The organism is Pseudogracilibacillus auburnensis (assembly GCF_003201975.1).
Classification (GTDB): Bacteria; Bacillota; Bacilli; order Bacillales; family Amphibacillaceae; genus Pseudogracilibacillus; species Pseudogracilibacillus auburnensis.
In genome coordinates this window covers 45,838-66,720 of record NZ_QJJQ01000005.1, presented here as the reverse complement: position 1 = coordinate 66,720, position 20,883 = coordinate 45,838, and the positions used below count along the sequence as shown (strand labels likewise).

At 36.5% G+C, this 20,883-nt stretch carries 16 protein-coding genes; 11 read left to right on the top strand and 5 right to left on the bottom strand.

Features of this window, described 5'->3' with window-relative positions; genetic code table 11:
- Window positions 1–212 precede the first annotated feature (212 nt).
- The gene (gene hemQ, locus DFR56_RS08520) at window positions 213–962 is read right to left on the bottom strand and encodes a hydrogen peroxide-dependent heme synthase (RefSeq protein ID WP_110395169.1); all 750 of its coding nucleotides are present in this window, start codon (window positions 960–962) and stop codon (window positions 213–215) included.
- A gap of 201 nt (window positions 963–1,163) precedes the next feature.
- Between hemQ and pta the strand changes: the two genes are divergently transcribed.
- The gene (pta, locus tag DFR56_RS08515; RefSeq protein ID WP_110395012.1) at window positions 1,164–2,138 is read left to right on the top strand and encodes a phosphate acetyltransferase; all 975 of its coding nucleotides are present in this window, start codon (window positions 1,164–1,166) and stop codon (window positions 2,136–2,138) included.
- A gap of 480 nt (window positions 2,139–2,618) precedes the next feature.
- On the opposite strand, the gene DFR56_RS08510 is transcribed toward pta, so the two are convergent.
- Entirely contained in the window at window positions 2,619–3,473 is an 855-nt protein-coding gene (locus tag DFR56_RS08510; RefSeq protein ID WP_110395011.1) for a lipoate--protein ligase family protein, read from the bottom strand.
- 251 nt (window positions 3,474–3,724) lie between these two features.
- On the opposite strand from DFR56_RS08510, the gene DFR56_RS08505 reads away from it, so the two are divergent.
- Both DFR56_RS08505 and DFR56_RS08500 read left to right on the top strand, forming a co-directional pair.
- Window positions 3,725–5,020: an HD domain-containing protein gene (locus tag DFR56_RS08505; RefSeq protein WP_110395010.1), complete on the top strand. Its 1,296-nt coding sequence runs from the start codon at window positions 3,725–3,727 to the stop codon at window positions 5,018–5,020.
- Window positions 5,021–5,073: 53 nt separating this feature from the next.
- Window positions 5,074–5,583 carry a YwhD family protein gene (locus tag DFR56_RS08500; protein ID WP_110395009.1) on the top strand — a complete coding sequence of 170 codons (510 nt, stop codon included), beginning with the start codon at window positions 5,074–5,076 and terminating at the stop codon, window positions 5,581–5,583.
- 243 nt (window positions 5,584–5,826) lie between these two features.
- Here the strand turns inward: DFR56_RS08500 and DFR56_RS08495 are convergent, their stop codons facing one another.
- Complete coding sequence (locus tag DFR56_RS08495; RefSeq protein ID WP_110395008.1) at window positions 5,827–6,156, bottom strand: AzlD domain-containing protein; 330 nt, start codon at window positions 6,154–6,156, stop codon at window positions 5,827–5,829.
- On the bottom strand, window positions 6,147–6,875 hold the full coding sequence (locus DFR56_RS08490; protein WP_110395007.1) for an AzlC family ABC transporter permease: 729 nt from the start codon (window positions 6,873–6,875) through the stop codon (window positions 6,147–6,149). Before DFR56_RS08490 ends, DFR56_RS08495 begins: the two co-directional genes overlap by 10 nt.
- A gap of 122 nt (window positions 6,876–6,997) precedes the next feature.
- On the opposite strand from DFR56_RS08490, the gene pdxR reads away from it, so the two are divergent.
- The gene (gene pdxR / locus DFR56_RS08485) at window positions 6,998–8,473 is read left to right on the top strand and encodes a MocR-like pyridoxine biosynthesis transcription factor PdxR (protein ID WP_110395006.1); all 1,476 of its coding nucleotides are present in this window, start codon (window positions 6,998–7,000) and stop codon (window positions 8,471–8,473) included.
- Between the two features lie 1,129 nt (window positions 8,474–9,602).
- On the opposite strand, the gene DFR56_RS08480 is transcribed toward pdxR, so the two are convergent.
- Window positions 9,603–11,621, bottom strand: a complete 2,019-nt coding sequence (locus tag DFR56_RS08480; RefSeq protein ID WP_244916462.1) for a transglycosylase domain-containing protein — start codon at window positions 11,619–11,621, stop codon at window positions 9,603–9,605.
- Window positions 11,622–11,784: 163 nt separating this feature from the next.
- Between DFR56_RS08480 and DFR56_RS08475 the strand changes: the two genes are divergently transcribed.
- The 7 genes from DFR56_RS08475 (at window position 11,785) to DFR56_RS08445 (ending at window position 20,879) form a co-directional block, all read left to right on the top strand.
- Window positions 11,785–12,219: a YwiB family protein gene (locus DFR56_RS08475; RefSeq protein WP_110395004.1), complete on the top strand. Its 435-nt coding sequence runs from the start codon at window positions 11,785–11,787 to the stop codon at window positions 12,217–12,219.
- The gene (gene argS, locus DFR56_RS08470; RefSeq protein ID WP_110395003.1) at window positions 12,216–13,886 is read left to right on the top strand and encodes an arginine--tRNA ligase; all 1,671 of its coding nucleotides are present in this window, start codon (window positions 12,216–12,218) and stop codon (window positions 13,884–13,886) included. Before DFR56_RS08475 ends, argS begins: the two co-directional genes overlap by 4 nt.
- A 211-nt stretch (window positions 13,887–14,097) precedes the next feature.
- Entirely contained in the window at window positions 14,098–16,206 is a 2,109-nt protein-coding gene (locus DFR56_RS08465) for a (Fe-S)-binding protein (protein ID WP_110395002.1), read from the top strand.
- Window positions 16,207–16,476: 270 nt separating this feature from the next.
- Window positions 16,477–17,664: an acetyl-CoA C-acetyltransferase gene (locus DFR56_RS08460; RefSeq protein WP_110395001.1), complete on the top strand. Its 1,188-nt coding sequence runs from the start codon at window positions 16,477–16,479 to the stop codon at window positions 17,662–17,664.
- An 18-nt stretch (window positions 17,665–17,682) separates the two neighbouring features.
- Window positions 17,683–18,534, top strand: coding sequence for a 3-hydroxybutyryl-CoA dehydrogenase (locus DFR56_RS08455; RefSeq protein ID WP_110395000.1), 852 nt, complete (start codon window positions 17,683–17,685; stop codon window positions 18,532–18,534).
- 38 nt (window positions 18,535–18,572) lie between these two features.
- Window positions 18,573–19,712, top strand: coding sequence for an acyl-CoA dehydrogenase (locus tag DFR56_RS08450; protein ID WP_110394999.1), 1,140 nt, complete (start codon window positions 18,573–18,575; stop codon window positions 19,710–19,712).
- A 27-nt stretch (window positions 19,713–19,739) separates the two neighbouring features.
- Window positions 19,740–20,879, top strand: coding sequence for an acyl-CoA dehydrogenase (locus DFR56_RS08445; RefSeq protein ID WP_110394998.1), 1,140 nt, complete (start codon window positions 19,740–19,742; stop codon window positions 20,877–20,879).
- The last annotated feature ends 4 nt before the right edge of the window (window positions 20,880–20,883 follow it).

The window sequence follows — 20,883 nt, the reverse complement described above, 5'->3', positions numbered from 1 at the left end:
GTTACTACACAGTTCATGGAAATAATGCAGAGTTCCATACAGGAATGCACAGTTCATGGGAATATTGCGCAATTCATGGACAATTGGCAACACGTATTTAACAGCAGCAAATAAAAAGTCCGAACGAATGCAAATTTTTATTGAAGATTTGCATCATCGTTCGGATTTTTCTAGGACTGAAACACTTATGTCCTACTCTCTATTTAATTAATCTATACTGCTAAATAGTTAGCTAGTTCTTCTTTGTTCATAATTGTACCGACAAAAAATTCACCAAATTCACCGTAACGTGAACTTACTTCATCAAAGCGCATTTCATAGACAATTTTCTTTAACTGGATGACATCGTGTGCAAACAATGTAACGCCCCACTCCCAGTCGTCAAATCCAATTGAACCAGTGATTACTTGTTGTATTTTCCCTGCATATTTTCTACCTGTTTTACTATGTTCATATAACAATTTTCCCCGTACATCTTTTTCAAGCGTATACCAATTATCATTTCCTTCACGTCTTCGATCCATTGGGTAAAACGACATATAGTCCCATTTTGGAAGGGTAGGATATAGACGCCCTTGAATATAAGGAGTATTTTCTAAATCTTCTCCTGGCTTTTCTGGTTGATATCTAGAGATTTCTACAACGGAAACATATGAATGTGCAGGTATTAGAAACTCTGCAAATTTTGATTTATTTAATTCAGTTTCAAGTTCATTCAATTCTTCCATCGTTGGTCTAAGAAACATAAAAATAAAGTCTGCTTTTTGGCCGACAACTTTGTAAAAAGCATGACTACCTTGCTTGTTTTCTTCCACTGCTTCCCATTTTGAAAGTAGCTCGGTAAATTCAGCTATTGCATTTTGGCGTTCCTCTTCTTTTGCATACTTCCAGGCAGTCCAATCAATGGAGCGTAAATCATGTAAACTATACCATCCGTCAAAAGTTTCAACTGCTTCAACCATCATTATTTTCCTCCATTCACAAGATTGTAGACAACCATACTATACCACAATTCAAGCAGGAAATTCGACATTTGAAAATAATGTCACAAAGAATTCTTGAATTATCGTGTATCGTTGTTATAATGAGATTTATCTAATTATTCAGGTAATGCATTATTATTCTTAGCAAGTCTTTATTATTTATTATTGGGGGAATTACGGATGAGTGATTTATTTACAGGATTAAAGCAAAGTTTACGGGAAAAAACACGCAAAAAAATTGTATTTCCAGAAGCGACAGATGAAAGAATTTTAACTGCTGCTAGTAGATTAGCAAAAGAGGAATTAGTTGCACCAGTGTTAATAGGAAAAGTAAATGAAGTGAATGAATTAGCGAAAAGGCTAAACGTTGATATTGATAGTTGTGACATCACTGATCCGAACACCTATGAACATTTTGATGAATTGGTAGATGCATTTATAGAAAGAAGAAATGGAAGAGTGTCAAAAGAAGACGCCCAACATGTGTTAAGAGATGAAAATTATTTTGGTACGATGTTGGTCCACTTAAATAAGGCGGATGGGTTAGTAAGTGGTGCTGCACATTCAACTTCCGATACAGTTCGTCCTGCTCTACAAATTATTAAAACGAAAGAAGGAGTCAGTAAAACTTCTGGTGTCTTCATCATGGTACGTGACGAAGAAAAGTATGTGTTTGCAGATTGTGCGATTAATATTGCGCCAACGAGTGATGACTTAGCTGAAATAGCAATTGAAAGCGCCCGAACAGCAACATTATTTGATGTTGACCCACGGATTGCTATGTTAAGTTTTTCAACAAAAGGATCTGCAAAGTCTGCAGAAACAGAACGTGTCATAGAAGCGGTAAAAATCGCCAAGGAAAAGGATGCATCTCTCTTAATCGATGGAGAATTCCAATTTGATACAGCATTCGTACCAAGTGTGGCGGCAAAAAAAGCGCCAAATTCTGATATTAAAGGCGATGCGACTGTTTTTGTTTTCCCAAGTCTTGAAGCAGGAAATATCGGCTATAAAATTACGGAGCGTTTAGGTGGCTTTGAAGCAGTTGGTCCAATTTTACAAGGGTTAAACAAACCAGTAAATGACCTATCTCGTGGTTGTAGTGAAGAAGATGTGTATAAATTGGCATTAATTACAGCGGCACAAGTCGAGTAAAACGAAAAGGTTGTCTACTTAACGGGCAACCTTTTTTACGTATAAAAAAAGTTGTATGTTAAGTAGACTAGCATAATAATAGTATGTAAATAAATAGGTGTAAAATGAAAAAACGACCATTTTCATAGGAATACGCTTTTTTGTTTTGATAAGTATTGTACTACCTTCCCTTTATTATAAATTCACTACTTTGAACATGTAAACGATCGAATAAAAATGGAAAGCATAGAAAATTTCTTCTTCCTGGAAAAATAATTAACACTAGTATTTACAATGCGACATAGGTGACGGAGAGAACGTTCGCTCGTTATTCATATGGAACATTTAAACTTATTCATGATATTCCGGTCAAATACGGTCATTTACTTGATGTAATGATTAAAAAGGTATAGGATTCGCATGAAGGACATTCTTCATTTGAGTGTCTATTGTAATGGAAAAACAACAAGGTCAGGAATGGAAATTCTTGACCTTTTCTCTTCATGGATTAAAAGCGGCTATTTTTTCATTTCTTTTCCACATTTGCTCTAAACGCTTGTTGAAAATTTCTTGTTCATGCTGCAATAATCGATTAGGAGCAAGCTCATTTCCTTTATCAATAAACAATTGCTCTATCCTGCTAGTTATCTGTTCCACCGTATAATTTTTGTGAAACAATTCATTGATTGATCCCATTACAGATGGATTAATCTCAGGGTAATGATGTTTTGTTACTTCATCCTGTTTACTAATGCGATAAAAATCTTTAACGATCGAAGCACGCGCAAAACTACTACCTGCAATATCGATATATATTTGAACGGCGATTCCCTGTCGAACTCGGCGCTGTGAGATGCCAGCAAATTTCGTCCCATTAATACTAAGGTCATAATCACCTGGACAATAGGATCCTTTTATTTCATATGCTTTAATCTCATTTGTGTCCTCTTTAAATAGTTCTTGAATGAAATAATACATCAAATGATACCCATCATGTATAGAAAGATGATGATCACCCGGGAGAATAAGCGACATATTAAGTACGTTTTTATCTAAAAGAACAGCAAGCCCTCCAGAGTTTCGAATCACTGCATGATAGCCCTTATCGTTTATATATTGTAATCCTCTTTCAAGATATGGAAGTCTAGAATCCGGAATACCAAGGACGATTGTTTGATCATGAACCCAAATTCTCACTGTAACAGGTGCAACTTTTTCTCCAACCGTTGTAGCAATGGCATCATCGATTGCAAAAGAAGCTAAAGCGTTATTGGGAACATTAAAAATAAGTTTGTCATTTGAATGATCAATAAAACGGATAGTTGATTTACTAATTAGTTGATTATTATTTTTCACGAATAAACTCCTTATCATTACGCTGTTTAAACTATTCTGAAACTATTATATAATATAAGAGGATGTTCAGAAAGTCCAACAAAAATGACACATCGAATTTCTACGTTGGCTTGCTTTTCTGGTACTCGCGTATGTAAAAACATACGCTCTGTTCCCGGGAGCTACGCCGCCTTGAACTTCTCGGTCTTTTTATCGACCTTTTTGAACACGCACTCTAAGTGAAAAGTATGAAAAGAAACGGGTTGATAATATTGGCATATAAAGATGAACAATTACATGAAGTAAAAGTGTTTAAAGACCCTGTTCACCGGTATGTTCGTGTGGAAGACCAAGTCATTTGGGATTTAATTGCCACGCCTGAGTTTCAACGTCTTAGAAGAATTAAACAATTAGGAACAACGTATTTAACGTTTCATGGGGCTGAGCATAGTAGGTTCAATCATTCTTTAGGTGTGTATGAAATTGTCCGACGAATAATAAAAAAGATTGAACATAGAGAAGACTGGAATAAAGACGAACGACTCGTTTGTTTATGTGCCGCTTTATTACATGATTTAGGACATGGCCCTTTCTCCCATTCATTTGAGAAAGTATTCTCATTGGATCATGAGCAATTTACACAAAGAATCATTTTAGAACATACGAATGTACACACCATTCTACGCCAAGTAGAGGATGGTTTTCCCGAAAAGGTTGCTAAAGTAATAGATAAAACATATGAAGATAAACTCGTCGTAAGCATTATTTCAAGCCAAATTGATGCCGATCGAATGGATTATTTATTACGCGATGCTTACTATACTGGAGTAAGCTATGGTCAGTTTGATATGGAAAGAATATTACGCGTCATGCGTCCAACAAAAGATGAAATTGTCATTAAATCAACTGGAATGCACGCTGTGGAAGATTATATTATGTCACGCTATCAAATGTATTGGCAAGTTTATTTTCATCCTGTAACAAGAAGTGCAGAAGTTATTTTAACAAAAATATTCCATCGAGCAAAATATTTATATGAAAATGGATACAAATTTCAAATGGAGCCTACTTTACTCTTGTCTCTATTTCAAAATGATGTGGAATTACAAGATTATTTACAATTAGATGATCCTGCCGTTTACTTTTACTTTCAAAGATGGAAAGAAGAAACAGACCCGATTTTAAACGATTTATGTAGCCGATTTATTGATCGAAAGTTGTTTAAATATGTCGAATTTAATCATGAAATAGAACGGGATACATATGACCGATTATGCGAACTTTTTGAAATGGTACAGATTGATCCAAATTATTATTTAGTCATTGATTCTTCATCCGACCTCCCATATGATGTTTATCGCTCTGGAGAAGGGCGAATACCAATTTATCTTCAAATGCCTTCTGGAGAAGAAAAGGAATTATCTACACATTCTGTCATTGTTGATGCGATTACAGGGAAAACCCGTGAAGATCATAAACTATATTTTCCTATTGAAAAGATAAGGTCAATTGAGGATCATGCGATCAAGGAGCAAATATTTAAGTTGTTAAACTTTCGTGACCATTAGAATATGATACAATAGCTTATAGAATAATATGTGAGAGGAGGAGCCTTGACTGAATGGAAAAAAATAAAAAGCAAAAACAACAGTTCACGATTATTAAAGATGATTCAACAGATGGGCATGGTGGTTATGGGATGGGCTCTATTTCATTGGAAAATATGTCATCTGTTATTGTCGACCCAAATGAAAACAAAGCATACGTTGATATGGATGCCATGCATGCTCGTAGTAATATTGAACGGAGAGTTCGTTATTACTCTGATCGAAATGAAGTACCAGATGGGTTATTGTACTGGATCGTTTGGGTGACAGTTGAACGTGGAGAAAATGGGCCATATTATGCAGGAGTAGCTGCTAGCGAGTTACGGGTCGATCGTCCGAATAAACGTGCCTATAAATCAATGCCTGAACATGTGACACATATGGAGAAATCATTAAAAGGAAAAGTAGTCGTCGAGCATATGGATGAAAAATCGAAAAAACTACTTGAACATTTTTTGCAAGATTTTAATGAAGATATGTGGGAAAACACCTCAGACGAATTAAAAGATCAATTGAGTAATTAGTGAACAGTTTGTGACAAATAACCAACATAATAGTTAAGTCTTGTACTTTACGGTTAGACTTTGTAATATAGATATACATGGGCTACATCATGTATTGCTAGGACACTAAAGAAACCGACTCTTATTTGAGTCGGTTTCTTTACGTATTCAGAAAGAATTCAATTTTCCTGATGCCAATATTCGGTGCTTGATCTTCATCTTTTCTCAGATAAGTAGATGCATGATTTATTTTAAAGATATAACTCATATAAAAACATATTGTAAGATCAGCATGGATAAGATTCCTACTAAAACGGTTCCTATTAAGCTACGAGTAATGATGGCGGTAATAAATGTTGGGACAATCGCCAACAATTTTAAATTCTGAAAAGAAAAACTAAGTTCATTATCATATATCAGCACTTCCTGAGCTAGTAATGCAGCCATTACAGCGACAGGAACGTATTCAAGCCATTTTAAGACCCACTCCGGGAGGTCTAATCGACTTAAAATAATGAAGGGAAGAACCCTTGGAATAAAAGTAACGACTGCAGTTCCAATAATGATCCATAAAATATATGTGTTTATTTCCATTTTTGAATCAACATCCCAACTGTAGTGGCTATGATCGTTGCCAAAATTACAACCCAGCTACCAGGAATAATTAAATGAATAAATGCGACCAAGATAACGGAAATAACAATCACGATGAAATCCACTCTTAATTTGCCACGACTAATCAATTGTAAAATAAGAAGCCCAGCAAACATTGCGGGTAAGGCAAATTCTATACCAAGAGCTTTCGGGTTTGAAATTAGTTCTCCAAATAATCCACCTAAGATATTAGCAAAAACCCAATTTATATATGCAGCTAAATTTAAACCAAGCATCCAATAATAGCGGTTTACATTTTTATTATTTATTTCAGTTGTTGCGACTCCAAAAGTTTCATCTGTTATTTGAGAGCCAATTAGGATGTTCTGTTTTACCGTTAGATTTTTAAAATATGGTACCATCGAAGCACTCATTAATAGATGCCTGAGATTAATAAAGAAAATCATCATGACAATAGCCGTGAGAGAATAAGAGGCGGCAATCATACTTGCGGCAATAAATTGACCAGAGCCTGCATACATTAATAAAGAAATTAATGCGATTTCCAAAATACTTAACCCAGCCGTTTTCTCAACTACTCCTGCTGCAAATCCAATACTTAAATATCCTAAAATTGTTGGAAGACAAGCATGAACACCAGCGACAAAAGAATCTTTTTTATTCATTTCTTGTAGAGATTGCACATTCTCTTCTACCATTTTCTACTCTCCATTCCCTCTATAACTCCATTACTGTTATGTGTTATAATTGTTTTATCATATTTTACAATAATAATAGCTATAACAGTCAAGGTGTATGCATAACACTTGGGGGTGGAATAATGAAAATTGTATTAAATAGAAAATCTGATATTTCCCTTAGTCAACAAATTCATGATCATATTGCTGATCGTATTCGCTCCAATCTTCTTAAGGAAAATAGTCCCTTACCTTCCATTAGAAATTTGGCTAAAAAATGTAACGTTAGTATGATGACTGCCAATAAAGCATATGAAACGTTAGAAAAAGAAGGATTAATTACAAGGATCCAGGGAAAGGGAACGTTTGTCCAAAAAAAGACAAATAAAGCACTTTCAGGATTAGAAGAACAGTCACCATCATTTAACTGGCAATTAACAATTTCAGACTATTTACCAAGGGCACAGTCTATTCGATTCAATAATAGACACGAAAGAATTCAACTTTCTCAATCAACAGTTTATCCCGGACTACTTCCGAATCGTCATCTTGAACAAGAAATAAAAAAGGTTCTTTCCGACGATCCACAGATTTTATCAACTTACGGAGATATTAAAGGAGATTTTCAATTTCGAAAAGAGCTAACCAATTATTTAAAGCAATTTAAATTGAAACTCGCTCCATCAGAAGTTTTGATTACAAATGGTGTTCAACAAGGAATTGATCTAGTTGCTCGCAGTTTTATCGGCCCAGGAGATATCGTAATTACGGAAGGACCTACCTATGCAGTAGCAATTGATGTATTTCGTGGACGGGGTGCAACAATTATACCGATTCCTGTTGATGAAGAAGGAATGAAAGTAGAACTTCTTTCTAAAATAGACAAAAAACCAAAATTGATTTATACAATTCCTTCTTTTCAAAATCCAACAGGAACTGTACTTAGCAATAAAAGAAGATCTAAGTTACTTACGTATGCCCAGATGCACGGCGCTATCATTGTTGAGGATGATTCATTGAGTGAGCTATATTTTGACAGCAAACCTCCACTGCCCCTTAAAAGTATGGACGAGGAAGGGCATGTAATCTATTTAAAAGGTTTTAGTAAAACTTTATCACCTGGATGCCGTATCGGTGTAGTGGCTGCGTCTGGCACGATCTATAATCGATTACTTTCAGCTAAAACGATGGCTGATCTGGGAAGTCCTTTAGTAACTCAAAAAGCTATCTTATCTTTTATTAAATCAAACAAAATGAAAAGTCATTTGCAGAAGCTTAGAATTACTTTGAAGATTAGAAGGGACCATGTAGTTTCATTGCTTAATCAATATGCTCCAGACGGGGTTCATTGGAATACTTGTCAAGGAGGACTCAATATTTGGCTAACGCTTCCTCCTTTTTATCATACAGATGAAATCTTTATCGAAGCAAATAAATTAGGGCTATCTTTTTTACCTAGTTCAGCTTGTTACCCAGGAGAACCTGAAACGAATCATATGCGTATATGTTTTTCCTCAGTAGAAGATCAATTACTAGAAGAAGGAATAATACTTTTGTGCCAGTTACTTAGCCAATATCTTGCTACAACAGCTAATCAATCAAACATACCGACTGTATAATAATGATTAACTCAACTTTCGCAGAGTGACATTGATAAAAAGCCATCATAGAATTAAGTGGGATGAAGATACAGTGCTCAAGTTGACTTCGGATCTAAGCAGTTTGTATACATCTAGACTCCACTAGCTCTTTTCTTACGTTTGTCGCTATTAACACACAATTGAAATAAACTGCGCATTAACATTTTAGCCAACCGCTACGGAAATGCACTACGCTTTCACTACAGTCAATAGCGCGACATCTTTTCAAGCTCCCTTTGGTCACTTTCACAGTGTCTTTTTTTCCGTGGGCGGCTGCTAAGCCTCTAACGCACAATGTTTATTGCGACGAGTAATCGCAGTCCTAGAACGTGCTAGTTCGGGTGTTGCGAAAGGACGTTGCGACCTTAACCCGCCTCACTCGTTTCGGGGTCTCCGTCCTCGCTTTCACCCTTCGCTAAGGAAAGTCAGAAGCAAAATGCAGAGTTCAGTACAATAATGCACATTTCCAACGAAAAATGTAGAGTTCAGTACAATAATGCGCATTTCCAGCAAAAAATGCAGGGTTCAAAATAGGAATGCACAGTTCCAGCAAAAAATGCGGGGTTCAAAATAGGAATGCACAGCTCCAGCAAAAAATGCAGGGTTCAAAATAGGAATGCATAGTTCCAGCAAAAAATGCAGGGTTCAAAATAGGAATGCACAGCTCCAGCGAAAAAATGCAGGGTTCAAAATAGGAATGCACATTTCCAGCGAAAAAATGCGGGGTTCAAAATAGGAATGCACAGCTCCAGCGAAAAAATGCAGGGTTCAAAATAGGAATGCATAGTTCCAGCGAAAAAATGCAGAGTTCAAAACAGGAATGCACATTCCAGCCAAAAATGTAGAGTCCAAAACAAAAATGCACAGTTTATGGATTATGTGTAACAAGCAACAGGTCTATTTAGTAGGAGAAGTATTCGCATCCCTCATCCTTTGAAAACAGTTTATGATACCAAGGTTATCAAGGATATAATTGGAAGCATTCCAGCTTGATCAAGCGGACTGTTTGATCTCATTTTATTGGTGCGAAAGTTAAGAAATTAATTATATCTTAATTAAACGAAGGAGATTTTGCCTTCACTCCCTATAAGTGAAATTCTCCTTTGTTTCATCTAAACAACTCAAATAATTTTTTTAAAAAGTCGTCGCTTTCCTCTTCCGATGTCCCATCCTCGTTCTCTGGTAAATGATCAGTACAATATTGTGTTGGCTCTGTTCCTTTTTCAAAGTACATTGCTACACTAATATCGCAATCTGTCGTCGCTAGTAAACCTGTCTCCGGATCAATTGTTTTTTTTACAACTCCTTTAGGAACATGAAACTTTATCGTGTCATCATTAGGGTCATGCGCGGCTTCGATCGCATCAGCCCATACATTTTTAGCAATTGCTTTTTCATCCATCTTCTGGATTGGTTCATTGTTGTCATATCCAGTCCAAACCCCTGTAACAATGGAGGGGCTAAAGCCAATCATCCAATTATCTGTATCTGTTGTACCAGATTTTCCTGCATAGGAGTGGCTAAGTTTATCGATGATGGATGAACCTGTTACCTCCATATATCCATTTAATCTTCTATCAAACATTCCAGTCATTAAATGAGTAAGTATAAATGTTTTATTCGGATCTAAAACTTGTTTTTCTTCTGTTTCATTCCTTTCATAGATGACTTTACCTTGTTGATTGATCATTTTTTCAATGGTATAATGTTCTACTTCATTGCCACCGTTTGCTAACACTCCGTATGCATTGACCATTTCAACTAATGAAATAGAGGCACTCCCTAGTGCTAAAGAAGGAACATTCGGCAAATCACTCGTGATCCCGAACTTCCTTGTTGTTGCAATTACTTCCTTTGGATGGAGAAATAAATTAGTTTTTACCGCATATATATTGTCAGATAAGGCAATCGCCTGTGCTAAAGAAATAGGCTTATACGCATAGTACCCATTATAATTACTTGGATTATAAACATGTTCATCTTCAAGAACAAACGAAGTCGGTTCACTTAATAACATCGTTGTAGGAGTGTATCCGTTTTCTAAAGCGGCATAATATAAAAAAGGTTTAAAAGAAGAGCCGACCATTCTTTTGGCATCGATTGCCCGATTAAATGTACTCGTTTTATATTCACGTCCACCTACTAAACTAAGAATTGCGCCGCTCTCTGGTTCCATGCTAATGACGCCAATTTCAATATTGCTTGAATCATCTACTTGTTTCTTAATACTATTTTCGGTTTCTCTTTGTAAATCACTATCTAATGTTGTGTATATTTTATACCCACCTGTAAGGATGGACTCCTCTTCTCCATGTAAAATTTGTTGTGCTTCTTTTAAAACAACATCCTCGAAATAAGCTGCAAAAGTATTGGCAACAATATGTGGTTCAGAAAATTCAAGTTTTTCTTGTTTGGCAGTATAATAGTCAGCCTCTGTAATTATTTGTTCGTCTACTAACAATGTTAAAATAAATTGTTGCCGATTGAATGCATTTTCTTCGTTATTGAATGGCGAATAATATGTTGGTCCTTTCGGAATGCCTGCAAGCATGGCAGCTTCCGCAATTGTTAAATCAGACACAGACTTGTCGAAATAGACATGACTAGCTGATTCAATACCGTAAGCACCGTGACCGTAGTAAATCGAGTTTAAATACCCTGTTAATATTTCATCTTTTGAATAAAACATTTCTAGTCGAATCGTGTAAAAGGCTTCTTTTAGTTTACGAATCCACGTTTTTTCGTGTGTTAAATACAAGTTTCGTGCATATTGCTGTGTAATGGTACTTGCCCCTTCTTTTAACCGTGAAGATTGGATGTTTTTAATTACAGCCCGTAGTATTCCGCGGAAGTCAAACCCGTGGTGTTCATAAAAATGCTTATCTTCAGCAAGAATGGTCGCATCAATTAAATATGGTGATATTTGATCAAGTTCGACATATTTATTTTCATTATTTTCATTTTCAATTTTTTCGCCGTTTCCATCATATAAGACGGTCATAAAATCAGTAGAAATATCGGGTGGTCCTAGTAAATAACTTGTTAATAGAACAATTCCAAGACAAAAAAGACCAAATATTATTGAACTTATGAACAGTTTTATTAAAAACAATACTTTTCTCATCATATTAGTCCTCATTTTTGTAAGATACTATTGTCCATTATGGTAAATTTTTGATGAAAATAAACTAAAAGTCGAAAAAGAGAATCGGTACATACTCTTTCGTAATGGTAAAACCTCATAAATATCGTTATAATATGGATATGATATTTATAATTGAGGGAAATAAATGAAGCTCGTGAAGAAAAACATTCAAGTAGAATTACGGACTGTTATTGATGATCAAGGAGACAAGGAACTATCCATCATTAAACAAATAGGCAAATATATGAAAAAGGATCATATCGAAGTAGTTACGTTTATAGATAAAACTGATTTTGGCGAAGTGAATAATTTAATTACTATTCAACCTAATAAAGTGAATATGAAGCGATCAGGACATATAACGATGAATCAGCAGTTTATTGAAGGAAAAGTGACGGAATGTTATTATAGACATCCTTATGGTGCATTCCACTTAGAAGTCGACACGTTATCGATTCAACATCAAATATTACAAGAAGATCGTGAAGGAAAAGTTGTCATTGAATATGAAACCAAATTAAATGGGCAAGAGAAACGTTATCACCATTTAACACTCATTTATGGAGGAGAAAAAGAATGAATGTGTTAGTTGAAATTGAAAAAACATTACAAGAGGAAATAGCAAATGCAATTACTAATGCTAATTTAGCAACTAAAGAGGAAATTCCGGCTATTGTATTAGAAAAGCCGAAAGAGAAACAGCATGGTGACTTTGCGACGAATATCGCCATGCAATTAGCAAGAATTGCAAAGAAGCCTCCACGACAAATCGCTGAACAATTAGTAGAGTATCTTAACAAAGAAAAGGCGAATATAAATAAAGTTGATATTGCAGGACCTGGTTTCATTAACTTTTTTATGAAACAAGATTTTTTGAGTAGTATTATTACAACTATTTTAGAGCAAAAAGAAAACTACGGAAACTCCTCCATCGGCAATAACAAACGTGTTCAAGTAGAGTTCGTATCTGTTAATCCGACAGGAGATCTCCATTTAGGGCATGCACGTGGAGCAGCTTTTGGGGATACGTTATGCAATATTTTTGAGACAGCTGGGTATGAAGTAGAAAGAGAGTATTATATTAATGATGCAGGGAATCAAATTGATCAACTAGCCGTTTCGATTGAAACACGTTATTTAGAAGCACTTGGAAAAGAAGCGGCAATGCCGGAAGATGGGTATTACGGACAAGATATTGTTGAAATTGGCAAGGAACTCGCAGAAGAATATGGCGAATCTTGGAACGAAAAGGAGCGCAAAACCCGTCTTGCCTTTTTTCGGGAATACGGATTAACATATGAATTAAATAAAATTAAACATGATTTAGATGAATTTGGTGTTCGGTTTGATCATTGGTTTTCCGAGATGTCGTTATATGAAAATAATAAAATTACAGAGGCATTACACACTTTACAAGAAAAAGGGTATATATATGAAAAAGATGGGGCGACATGGTTTAAATCAACCGCGTTTGGCGATGATAAAGACCGTGTGCTCATTAAAAAAGATGGCAGTTATACGTACTTAACACCAGATATTGCTTATCATAAAGATAAATTAGATCGTGGCTTTGATAAAATTATTAATGTTTGGGGAGCAGATCATCACGGGTATGTAGCTAGAATGGGAGCGGCAATTCAAGCACTAGGTTACCCGGCTGAGAAATTTAGTGTGAGTATCATCCAGATGGTAAACGTTCTTGAAGACGGAGAAATTGTTCGTATGAGTAAACGAACTGGTAAGGCAGTCGCTCTAAGAGATTTGATGGAAGACGTTGGAGTAGATGCAGTCCGTTATTTCTTTACGATGCGCTCTAATGACTCTAAACTTGATTTTGATCTGGATTTAGCCCGTTCAGAATCAAATGAAAATCCAGTATTCTATGTTCAATATGCACATGCTCGGATTTGTACGATGTTAGAACAGGCTGCGACAAAAGGAATAAAGATCGATAATGATTTTGATGTAACGTTACTGACGACGGAAAAAGAAGTGGACTTATTTAAACAGTTAGCAATATTTCCTAAAGTTATTGCTGATGCTGCAGAAAGAGAAGCACCATATCGTGTGACACAATATGTTCATGAACTTGCTTCTTTACTTCATAGCTTTTATAACGCTGAAAAAGTGATTAATGAAGATGATCTATCTTTAACAAAAGCACGAATTGCTTTAATGAAGGCTGTTCAAATTACGATTGCAAATGCTCTTAACATAATAGGGGTTAACGCTCCAGAAAAAATGTAAAAAGACTGAAAATAGGACGGTCGCTTTCCAATGATTTAAATTGTAAAGCGACTTCTTTTAACAAAAGTGTAACCAATTAAGTTGACTGAATGATCATTCATGTTTTAAGATAGACTAAAGTAACTTATTATGAATCTTTGGAGACTGTCATTATTAGATAAAGAAAATGTGAAAACGTTATCAGTCTATCAATATTTAAGGAGGAGAGCAGGTGGATACTTTTCTACTTATTAACCTTATTGCATTTATTGCTGTTACTGCGTATGGTCTATTTTTATTTTTTAAAGCAGTTATGACACGTATCGCGTATATGAAATTAGGTAAAGAGACAGATTTTGATCTTGCTTTAAAAGAGCGAATGCGAGATATTGGTGTCATCGTCTTTGGGCAATCAAAGTTAATGAAAGATAAAAAGTCTGGAATTATTCATGTCATGATGTTTTATGGATTCATATTAGTGCAGTTCGGCGCTATTGATATGTTTATTAAAGGACTGGCACCTGGAAACCATTTACCTTTTGGAATGTTTTACCCGGGGTTTACATTTTTTCAAGAAATTGTGACATTCATTATTTTAGTAGCGGTCGTTTGGGCGTTTTATCGTCGCTATATTGAAAAATTGGTTCGACTAAAAAGAGGTTTTTACGCTGGACTCGTTTTAATTTTTATTGGAACATTAATGTTATCTGTTTTATTCGGAAATGGTATGCTCCAAATTTGGGAAGGTACGGCTGCCACGTGGACTGAACCCGTTGCAAGCTCCATCGCTATCTTATTTGGTTGGCTTTCACCATCAGCTGCAATGGTATTGTTTTTCATTTCTTGGTGGATTCATACGGTTACCATTTTAGCGTTTTTAGTCTATATTCCACAATCTAAACATGCACATTTAATTGCTGCACCAGTAAATGTATTTTTAAGTAAGCGTGTTCCAGGTAAATTAAAAACGTTAAATTTTGATTTTGATGAAGAGGCAGATGAAGAAGAAATTTCGTTTGGAGTCGGGAAAGTGGAGGATTTTGACCGACAACAAATGTTAGATTTCTATGCTTGTGTAGAATGTGGCCGTTGTACAAGTGTTTGTCCTGCTGCGACGACTGGAAAAATGTTATCACCGATGGACATTATGATCAAATTACGTGATCATTTAAATGATAAAGGGGCTGCAATTACTGGTAAGTCGCCTTGGGTTCCAACATACGCATTTGCAAAGAAAGGACCGAATAAATTTGCGCATATGGGGCGTGAAGAGGCAGCAGCTACGATGGAGCAAATAAGTATGATTGGTGATGTGATTACAGAAGAGGAACTTGCAGGTTGTACTACATGTCGAAATTGTGAGGATGCTTGTCCAGTAATGAATGAACATGTCGGGCAAATTATCGATATGCGTCGTTATTTGGTCATGACAGAAGGAAAGATGGATCCAGAAGCACAACGAGCAGTGATGAATATCGAACGACAAGGAAACCCTTGGGGTCTTTCGAAAAAAGACCGTATTAAATGGCGAGAATTAGATGAAGAAGCATATATTCCAACAGTAAGAGAACTTAAAAAAGAAAAGCAAGAATTCGAATATTTATATTGGGTAAGCTCAATGGGGGCTTACGATAGTCGCAGCCAAAAAATCGCCATCGCTTTTGCAAAGTTAATGAATAAAGCGGGAATTAGTTTTGCAATTTTAGGCAATAAAGAAGCAAATTCTGGCGATACCGCACGCCGAATTGGCAATGAATTTTTATTCCAAGAAATTGCGGAGAAAAATATAAAAGAATTTGAGAAAAATGGCGTGACAAAAATTGTAACGATTGATCCTCATGCATATAATATTTTTAAAAATGAATACCCTGATCTTGGATTTAAAGCAGAAGTCATTCACCATACACAAATGTTATACGATTTAGTAATGGATGGAAAACTCAAACCGACAGGTCGAATCGAACATCGATTGACATACCATGATTCTTGTTATTTGGGAAGATATAATGGTGTATACGATCCACCACGTGAAATTTTAAGAGCAATTCCAGGGCTCGAATTAGTAGAAATGGTACGAACTCGGGATAATGGAATGTGTTGTGGAGCAGGTGGGGGATTAATGTGGACAGAAGAGACGACAGGGAATCGAATTAATGTTGCACGAACAGAGCAAGCCTTAGAAGTGAAACCGACGATGATTAGTAGCGCCTGTCCGTTTTGTTTAACAATGCTTAGTGATGGAACGAAAGCGAAAGACGTGGATCAAGAAATTGGAACAATGGATGTAGCAGAAATTTTAGCTCTATCCGTTTTTGCAGAAGAGGCAGTAAAAACAGCATAGATCATTTGAAAAGGGGTCTTTATGACCTCTTTTTTGATGAAATTTTTATGATAAAAGACACTAGGTGTGCCACCAAAACACGAGGGATCTCCATCCCTACCGAGAATCACCATATAATCACGAAGATGCTCCATAAAAGACGCATACGAGATTACTTTTGCATAAGATAATTTTGATTGAGCGTTCGCTCGACAAAAGAAAGCGGTATCATATATAATAGTAAATAACAATATTTGTCATCAGTGTAAAATATAAAAAGGAGATGTTCTTATGCTAAAAACAGTCATTGTTTCAGGGGCACGAACACCATTTGGGAGGTTTGGGGGAAGTTTAAAATCACTGACAGCTTCACAACTCGGCGGGAAAGCAATTCGTGCGGCAATTGATAGAGCGGAAATAAATGAAGATGTAATTGATGAAGTAATTATCGGAAATGTCCTCCAAGGTGGGCAAGGCCAAATCCCTTCAAGACAAGCGGCGAGAGAAGCAGGTATTCCGTGGAATGTGAAAACAGAAACGATTAATAAAGTTTGCGCATCAGGACTTAGAAGTTTAACCTTGGCTGATCAACTGATCCGCTTAGGAGACGAAGAAGTAATCGTTGCTGGTGGAATGGAAAGTATGAGTAATGCTCCATATATTTTGCCAGATGCACGTTGGGGTTATCGAATGGGTGATCGAAATGTTGTCGATATGATGGTTCATGATGGGCTAACATGTTCATTTAAAGGAGTCCATATGGGCACATATGGAAATAGTACGGCGGAAAAATTTGAACTTAATCGAGAACAGCAAGATGAATGGTCTTACCGTAGTCATGAACGAGCAACAAAGGCAATGGAGGAAGGCAAATTTGCTGATGAGATTGTTCCCGTAGAAGTACTGCAACGAAAAGGGGATGCTATTTTAGTAGAGAAGGATGAAGCACCGAGAAAAGATACATCTATTGAGCGATTAGCTAAATTACGGCCAGTATTTGGCTCAGATGGTACCATTACTGCAGGTAATGCACCTGGAATAAATGATGGGGCTTGTGCGTTTGTCGTTATGTCTGATACAAAAGCAGAAGAACTCGGGAAGACACCACTTGCAACGATTATTGCTCATACTGCTGTCGCTGTGGAGGCAGAAAATTTTCCTCAAACGCCAGGGGTCGTGATTAATAAGTTACTCGATAAGGCTGGAAAAACGAAAGATGAAATAGATTTATTTGAAATTAATGAAGCATTTGCAGCAGTATCCTTAGCGAGTGTGAAAATTGCTAATTTAGATCCTGAAAAAGTAAATGTAAATGGTGGTGCCGTTGCCTTAGGTCATCCAATTGGAGCAAGTGGAGCACGAATTGTTTTAACATTAATTCATGAGTTAAAACGTCGTGGTGGTGGATTAGGAGTTGCTGCTATTTGTAGTGGTGGTGGGCAAGGAGATGCTATTTTAATAGAGGTACCAAAACAGTAAACGAAGGAGCGTTAGTATATGGATATCCAAAATGTTTTCGTTATCGGTGCTGGACAAATGGGTTCAGGCATCGCTCAAGTATTTGCCCAATCAGGTTTCAGGGTGATTTTACATGATATGAATGAGTCGGCAGTTGACCGTGGAATCAATTCGATTCAAAAGCTTTTACTGCGAGCGGTAGAAAAAGAAAGAATAACAGAAGAAAATAAAGAGGCAATTTTGAGCCGTATCACTCTTTCAACGGACTTGCAAGATGCTAGAAATACCGATCTCGTCGTTGAAGCGGTTATTGAAAATATCGATGTGAAAAAGGAGATTTTTACGGAGTTAGACAAGATCGCACCAGCCGATGCGATACTTGCTACGAACACGTCTTCCCTGCCGATTACTGATATCGCATCTGTTACAAATCGTCCGGAAAAAGTAATTGGGATGCATTTCATGAACCCAGTCCCTGTGATGAAATTAGTCGAAATCATTCGAGCTATCCAGACAGATGAAGAAACATATGAAACCATTGCAGAAGTGACCAAAAAATTATACAAAACATCTGTCCAGGTCAATGATTTTCCGGGTTTTGTTGCAAACCGTATTTTAATGCCAATGATAAACGAAGCAATTTATACCGTTTATGAAGGAGTTGCAACCATTGAAGATGTCGATACAGTAATGAAACTAGGTATGAATCATCCAATGGGACCACTTACGTTAGCTGATTTTATTGGATTAGATACATGTTTGTATATTATGGAGGTGTTGCATGACGGATTTGGAGACAGTAAATATCGACCTTGTCCATTATTACGCCAATATGTGCAAGCGGGTTGGTACGGGAAAAAGACAGGGCGAGGATTTTATACGTATGACTAAAAAATGAATACTCATGGAAGAAAGTGAGGACGCTTGTTATGAATATCCATTTAACTGATGAACAAAAAATGATGCAAACGATGGTTCGAGAATTTGCCCAACAAGAAATAAAAAAACAAGTAATACAAATGGATAAGCAACATCATTTCCCAACTGAAATAATAAAAAAAATGGGTGAGCTAGGCTTAATGGGCATTCCTATTCCAGAGACATACGGTGGAAGTGGAATGGATTACACATCATATATTATTGCTATACAAGAAATATCAAAGATTAGTGCAACAATTGGAGTTATTTTATCTGTGCATACTTCGGTTGGAACGAATCCAATTTTATATTTTGGTAATGACGAACAAAAGAAGCGTTACGTACCAAAATTAGCAAGAGGACAATATTTAGGTGCATTCGCTCTCACCGAACCACATGCTGGTTCAGATGCAGCGAATCTAAAAATGAAGGCAACAAAACAAGGTGATTATTATCTTTTAAATGGCTCAAAAATATTCATTACAAATGGAAAAGAAGCCGATACCTTTATTACCTTTGCTAGAACGAGTGATTTAGGTCGATCGAAAGGGATTAGCGCATTTATTATTGAAAAAGACACCCCTGGATTTACAATCGGAAAAAGTGAGAGAAAAATGGGATTACATGGCTCAAGTACAGTATCGTTAAGTTTTGATCAGTGTAAAGTTCATCAAGACCAATTGCTTGGAAAAGAAGGAGAAGGATTTGCGATTGCAATGGCCAATTTAAATATTGGTAGAATAGGAATCGCCGCCCAAGCTTTAGGTATTGCGGAAGGAGCTTTAGAACATGCAAGTGTCTATGCGAAAGAAAGAGAGCAATTTGGCAGACCGATCTCACAGCATCAAGGGATTACTTTTAAACTAGCCGATATGGCAACAGAAGTGGAAGCTGCAAAATTACTCGTTTATCGTGCTGCTTCACTAATTGAAAGAGATAAATCTTGTACAAAAGAAGTATCGATGGCAAAGCTATTTGCTGCCCAAACAGCTAGGAAAGTTTCCATTGAAGCTGTACAAATTTTAGGTGGTTATGGGTACACCGAAGATTATCCAGTAGAAAGATATTTCAGAGATGCAAAAGTAACGGAAATATATGAAGGGACAAATGAAATCCAGCGAATGGTCATTTCAAAAAACCTACTAAAATAATCGGTAAATTAAAGGAGGATCATATACATGCATTTCCAATTAACAGATGAACAGAAAATGTTACAAAAAATGGTAAGGGATTTTTCATTAAATGAAGTTGAACCGACAGCAGCAGAACGAGATGAAGAAGAGCGATTTGATCGAGAAATTTTTGATCAAATGGCTGAACTGGGTTTAACAGGGATTCCGTGGGCAGAAGAATATGGCGGTATTGGAGCAGATTATCTAAGTTATGTCATTGCTGTAGAAGAATTATCACGGGTTTGTGCATCAACTGGAGTAACTTTATCAGCTCATGTATCCCTTGCAAGTTGGCCAATTTATAAATATGGGAATGAAATGCAGAAGACGACTTTCTTAAAACGATTAGCAGAAGGCTCGGCACTTGGAGCTTATGCTTTATCGGAGCCTGGAGCAGGTAGTGATGTAGCATCGATGAAAATGACGGCTACAAAAGAGGAAGATCATTATATTTTAAATGGTAACAAAGTATGGATTACAAACGGTGAAGTAGCTGATATTTATGTCGTTTTTGCCAAAACCGATGCTGACGCAAAACACCGGGGGATTTCAGCATTTATCGTAGAAAAAGGGACAGAAGGTTTTTCATTCGGTAAGAAAGAGAAAAAGCTAGGAATTCGTTCATCTCCTACAACAGAATTAATTTTTGAAAACTGCCGTATACCGCAAGAAAACCTACTCGGTCAAGAAGGTGAAGGCTTTAAAATTGCCATGACAACACTTGATGGTGGGAGAAGTGGAATTGCTGCACAAGCAGTAGGAATCGCTCAAGGAGCACTAGATGCATCTGTAAAATATGCAAAAGAACGAGAACAATTTGGTAAGCCGATTGCACACAATCAAGGTATTTCATTCAAATTAGCCGATATGGCAACAGAAATTGAAGCGGCTAGACTATTAACATATCAAGCTGCTTGGCTTGAAAGTGAAGGGTTAGAGTATGGGAAAGCATCAGCCATGGCTAAATTATATGCAGGGGATGCGGCAATGCGTCATACGGTTGAAGCGGTGCAAATTTTTGGAGGTTACGGATATACGAAAGATTATCCAGTTGAAAGATATATGCGAGATGCTAAGATCACCCAAATTTATGAAGGAACAAATGAGATTCAACGACTTGTTATCGGTCGGTTAATCACGAAATAAACGG

Excerpts from the sequence above, each read along its gene's own strand:
- DFR56_RS08460 (WP_110395001.1), top strand. The coding sequence starts at position 16,477 with ATGCTAAAAACAGTCATTGTTTCAGGGGCACGAACACCATTTGGGAGG.
- pta (WP_110395012.1), top strand. The coding sequence starts at position 1,164 with ATGAGTGATTTATTTACAGGATTAAAGCAAAGTTTACGGGAAAAAACA.
- argS (WP_110395003.1), top strand. The coding sequence starts at position 12,216 with ATGAATGTGTTAGTTGAAATTGAAAAAACATTACAAGAGGAAATAGCA.
- DFR56_RS08450 (WP_110394999.1), top strand. The coding sequence starts at position 18,573 with ATGAATATCCATTTAACTGATGAACAAAAAATGATGCAAACGATGGTT.
- DFR56_RS08455 (WP_110395000.1), top strand. The coding sequence starts at position 17,683 with ATGGATATCCAAAATGTTTTCGTTATCGGTGCTGGACAAATGGGTTCA.
- pdxR (WP_110395006.1), top strand. The coding sequence starts at position 6,998 with ATGAAAATTGTATTAAATAGAAAATCTGATATTTCCCTTAGTCAACAA.
- hemQ (WP_110395169.1), bottom strand. The coding sequence starts at position 962 with ATGGTTGAAGCAGTTGAAACTTTTGACGGATGGTATAGTTTACATGAT.
- DFR56_RS08490 (WP_110395007.1), bottom strand. The coding sequence starts at position 6,875 with ATGGTAGAAGAGAATGTGCAATCTCTACAAGAAATGAATAAAAAAGAT.
- DFR56_RS08475 (WP_110395004.1), top strand. The coding sequence starts at position 11,785 with ATGAAGCTCGTGAAGAAAAACATTCAAGTAGAATTACGGACTGTTATT.
- DFR56_RS08445 (WP_110394998.1), top strand. The coding sequence starts at position 19,740 with ATGCATTTCCAATTAACAGATGAACAGAAAATGTTACAAAAAATGGTA.
- DFR56_RS08480 (WP_244916462.1), bottom strand. The coding sequence starts at position 11,621 with ATGATGAGAAAAGTATTGTTTTTAATAAAACTGTTCATAAGTTCAATA.
- DFR56_RS08495 (WP_110395008.1), bottom strand. The coding sequence starts at position 6,156 with ATGGAAATAAACACATATATTTTATGGATCATTATTGGAACTGCAGTC.
- DFR56_RS08500 (WP_110395009.1), top strand. The coding sequence starts at position 5,074 with ATGGAAAAAAATAAAAAGCAAAAACAACAGTTCACGATTATTAAAGAT.